Below are 3,982 nucleotides of genomic sequence, written 5' to 3'. Positions count from 1 at the left end.
GTCCTGGAGACGATCGACAAGAGCAGCCTAATCGCGGTGATCCGCGAACGGGTGAACGGCTTCAAGTCGACCGCATATCCCGCGCTCCTCGGTAGGGTGACTGCGGCGGCGCCGAAGCCAACGCGCGAAGCCGCTGGCGTCGGTGACGCGCAGCAGGGCTTCCGCGACGGTGAAAGCCCAGCCCCCGCGCCGCCGCCGCCGCCAACCGAATACGTCGCGGCCACTGCCCTGCGCGTCGCCTACGCCAAGCCCTTCCTCGCTGACGAGCGGGTTGTGGACGCCTACCTCGATACACTGCGCGAGACGCTGATCACGGAAATCCGTGCGGGCAAAAGGATCACGATCTGATGGATTCGATTACTCCCACGAGCACCCCGCAGCGCAAATCGATTGACACCGGTGCGCTGAAGAAATTCGCGCAGGAAGCCCGCCGAGTGCTGCGCGACCAAGTGTCGACGAAACTCGCTCAGGTGCTGGCTGAAAACAGCGCGGCGCGGCGCGAGGCGCCCAAGGCGGTGCAGGAGCTCGCAGGTGAAATCGGGCGCACGTCGCGCGATCAGGTCATCGAACGGGTCGCCTATACCTGGTTCAACCGCTTCACCGCGCTGCGGTTCATGGACGCCAATAGCTATACGGCCGTCCGGGTCGTGACGCCGGCCGATGGGCAGACGCGGCCCGAGATCCTGTCGGAGGCGATGGCGGGAATTATCGGTGACGAAGTTCCGGAATCCGTCGCCGCGCAGGTCCGCGCATTGCTCGACAACCGCACGCCGTCGCGGGATCCGCAGGGCGAGGCCTATCGCCTGCTAGTGGTTGCGACGTGCAACCACTGGCACGCGGTGATGCCGTTCATGTTCGAGACGATAGCCGACTACACCGAGCTGCTGATGCCCGAGGACCTGCTGTCGCAGGGCAGTATCCTCGCCAGACTGCGCACGGTGATGACCGAGGACGCCTGCCAGGACGTCGAGATCATCGGCTGGCTCTATCAGTTCTACATCTCGGAAAAGAAGGACGAGGTGTTCGCCGGGCTGAAAAAGAACAAGAAGATCACGCCTGAGAACATTCCCGCCGCCACCCAGCTCTTCACGCCGCACTGGATCGTGCGCTACCTGGTGGAAAATTCGCTCGGCCGGTTGTGGATGCTGAATCGCCCGAACTCTCGGCTGAAGGAGCGGATGGACTATTACATCGCGCCCGATGAGCCGGAAACGGACTTCCTGCACATCTCATCGCCGGAGGAGATCAAGGTCTGCGATCCCGCCTGCGGTTCGGGGCACATGCTGACCTACGCCTTCGATCTGCTGTACGCGATCTATGAGGAGGAGGGCTATGACGCGGCCGAGATTCCGCGCCTCATCCTCACCCAAAATCTCTACGGTATCGAGATCGATGAGCGCGCCGGGGCGCTGGCGGCCTTCGCGCTAACGATGAAGGCGGCGGCGCGACGGAAGCGGTTCCTACGGCGAGGCGTTCAGCCCAATGTCTGCGTGCTGGAGCCGGTTAAGTTCGAAGTCGGTGAACTCAATGACTATATGGACGCCATCGGTCGCGACCTGTTCACCGCGCCCCTGCGCCACACCCTGAGCCAGTTCGAAGAATCCGATAATTTCGGCTCGCTGATCAGGCCAGCGCTCACCGATGTTTCCGGCGTGCGACAGATCATCGAGGGCAAGGACGTTGGCAGCAATCTGTTCCTGCGCAATGTACATGTGCGGGTGCAGAAGGTGCTGCGCATGGCCGATTATCTAGGCCCGAAGTACCATGTGGTGGTGGCGAACCCGCCATATGCCGGTGTGAAAGGCCTAAATGATCGACTGGCCGCTTGGCTGGATAAGGAGTTTCCGATTGAAAGCTCCGATCTCATGACTGCCTTCATGAAGCGGTGCCAGTTGTTGTGTATCAAAAACGGCAGTTGGGGGATGATTAACCTCCCATCGTGGATGTTCTTGAGCTCTTATAAAGGCCTGCGATCATGGTTCCTCCGGCAGCAGCATATTTCGTCCTTGGTCCATTTAGGGCGCGGGGTCTTCGGTGCTGACTTTGGGGCCGTGGCATTCTCCGCTCTGAACACGATCCCACACGATGAATCGAAAATGATTTGTCGAAGGCTGTTCGAGAAATTTTCAATCGTCCGTACAAATGAAGAAATTGAGAGGTTATTTCTCAGTTCAGATTTTGGTAAGTACAAAGCACGGCAGGCGTCATTCACGAAGATACCGGATTCGCCTCTCGCGTATTGGCTCAGCGAAGCGGCTATTTCATCGTTTGAAGTTGGAGAGCCACTTGCGCAGATTGCGCCTCCGAAACAGGGCCTTAAGACTGGGAATAACGATAAGTTTTTGCGATTTTGGCATGAAGTGTCTTGCGGGGCGGCGGCCTTATTCGAAGAGGACGGTCAGCGTATCCGTGATAGGTTCAAGTGGTTTCCTTGCAGTAAGGGAGGTCCGTTCCGTCGCTGGTACGGCAATAATGATTATTTGCTCAATTGGCAAAATGATGGTTCAGAAATCCGGAACTATCGTGATGAAAATGGTCGGCAGAGATCGAGACCGCAGAACACACAGTACTTTTTCGTTGGCGGTGTGACGTGGTCGAGCCTCACCATTGGATCTTTCTCTGCACGACTTTTACCGTCTCAATTCGCCTTTGAGAGCAAGGGCTCTGCTGCTCCGATACGGGACAAATGGAAAGCCGATAAGATTCTGGGTTTCTTAAATTCATCGGTAGTTGATCGTATAATATCGGCGATTTCACCCACCGTTGACTATAGCGAAGGAGCTATTGGCAAGCTTCCTTTAATAGATGTTTCGAGCACGGCGGTTGAGATTTCGCAAAGCGCGATAGGTCTTTCTAAGAAAGACTGGGATGCATGCGAGACTTCTTGGGATTTCGCGACGCCCCCACTCTTGTCGTCCGAGCTTCGGGCAGAAACGCTTGCTGAAACCTATGCGAGTCTGCGCGCCGACTGGCGCGGCATGACGGAACGGTTGCAGCGCCTTGAAGAAGAGAACAACCGCATCTTCATTGACGCCTATGGTCTGCAAGACGAATTGACCCCTGAAGTGGCTCTGGAGGAGATCACGCTCACCTGCAACCCGGCCTATCGCTATGGCGGCAAGAAGAGCGAGGCCGACCTGGAAATGCTGCTTCTCGCCGACACCATGCGCGAGTTCGTGTCTTATGCTGTGGGCTGCATGTTCGGTCGGTACAGCCTAGATGCGCCGGGCCTCATCCTCGCCAACCACGGCGAAGGACTTGTAGACTATCTGGTCAAGGTTTCGAAGCCTACGTTCGAGCCCGACGGCGACAACGTGATCCCCATGCTCGACGGTGACTGGTTCGCAGACGACATCGCCGCACGCTTCCGCAGGTTCCTGCGCGTGACTTTCGGCGACGCGCATTTCCAGGAAAATTTGGCCTTCGTCGAGGATGCGCTGGGCAAAGACATCCGCAAATACTTCACCCGCGACTTCTTCAACGACCATGTGAAGCGTTACAAGAAACGTCCCATTTACTGGCTGTTCTCTAGCCCCAAGGGCACGTTCAATGCGCTGATCTACATGCACCGCTACCGCTCCGACACAGTGAGCGTGGTGCTGAACGACTATCTGCGCGAGTTCCGCTCGAAGCTGGAGGCGCACCGCCGGACACAGGAGGCACTGAGCATCAGCGGCGACGCCTCTCCGACACAGAAAACCAAGGCGCTGAAGGAGATCGAGGCGACGGCTAAGCAGATCGAGGAGCTCGACGTCTGGGAGCGCGATGTTCTGTTCCCGCTGGCGACGCAGAAGATCGAGATCGACCTCGATGACGGCGTAAAGGCCAATTACCCCAAGTTGGGCGCCGCCCTGAAGCCTGTCAAGGGCTTGAATGACGCGGACGACTGAGCCCATGTTGGACCGGATCGCCAAGGGCCTCGAGGCTCAGTTCGAAAAGCATCGTATCGTCTTCTGGTACGACCCAACCCGCGAATTTCGTG

At 57.9% G+C, this 3,982-nt stretch carries 2 protein-coding genes and 1 pseudogene; all 3 read left to right on the top strand.

Annotation, left to right across the window (positions count from 1 at the left end; translation table 11 throughout):
* Positions 1 to 348: pseudogene (locus JHD07_RS09725) on the top strand (hypothetical protein); the annotation flags it as partial.
* On the top strand, positions 348 to 3,890 hold the full coding sequence (gene pglX / locus JHD07_RS09720) for a BREX-1 system adenine-specific DNA-methyltransferase PglX (RefSeq protein ID WP_291621441.1): 3,543 nt from the start codon (positions 348 to 350) through the stop codon (positions 3,888 to 3,890). The pseudogene JHD07_RS09725 and the gene pglX, both read left to right, overlap by 1 nt.
* Positions 3,874 to 3,982, top strand: a 109-nt coding sequence (locus JHD07_RS09715) for a hypothetical protein (RefSeq protein ID WP_366864199.1), incomplete at its 3' end; no start/stop codon positions are given. The genes pglX and JHD07_RS09715, both read left to right, overlap by 17 nt.

The organism is Bradyrhizobium sp. (assembly GCF_016462955.1).
Classification (GTDB): Bacteria; Pseudomonadota; Alphaproteobacteria; order Rhizobiales; family Xanthobacteraceae; genus Bradyrhizobium.
This window is presented reverse-complemented; position numbering and strand designations above follow the sequence as displayed.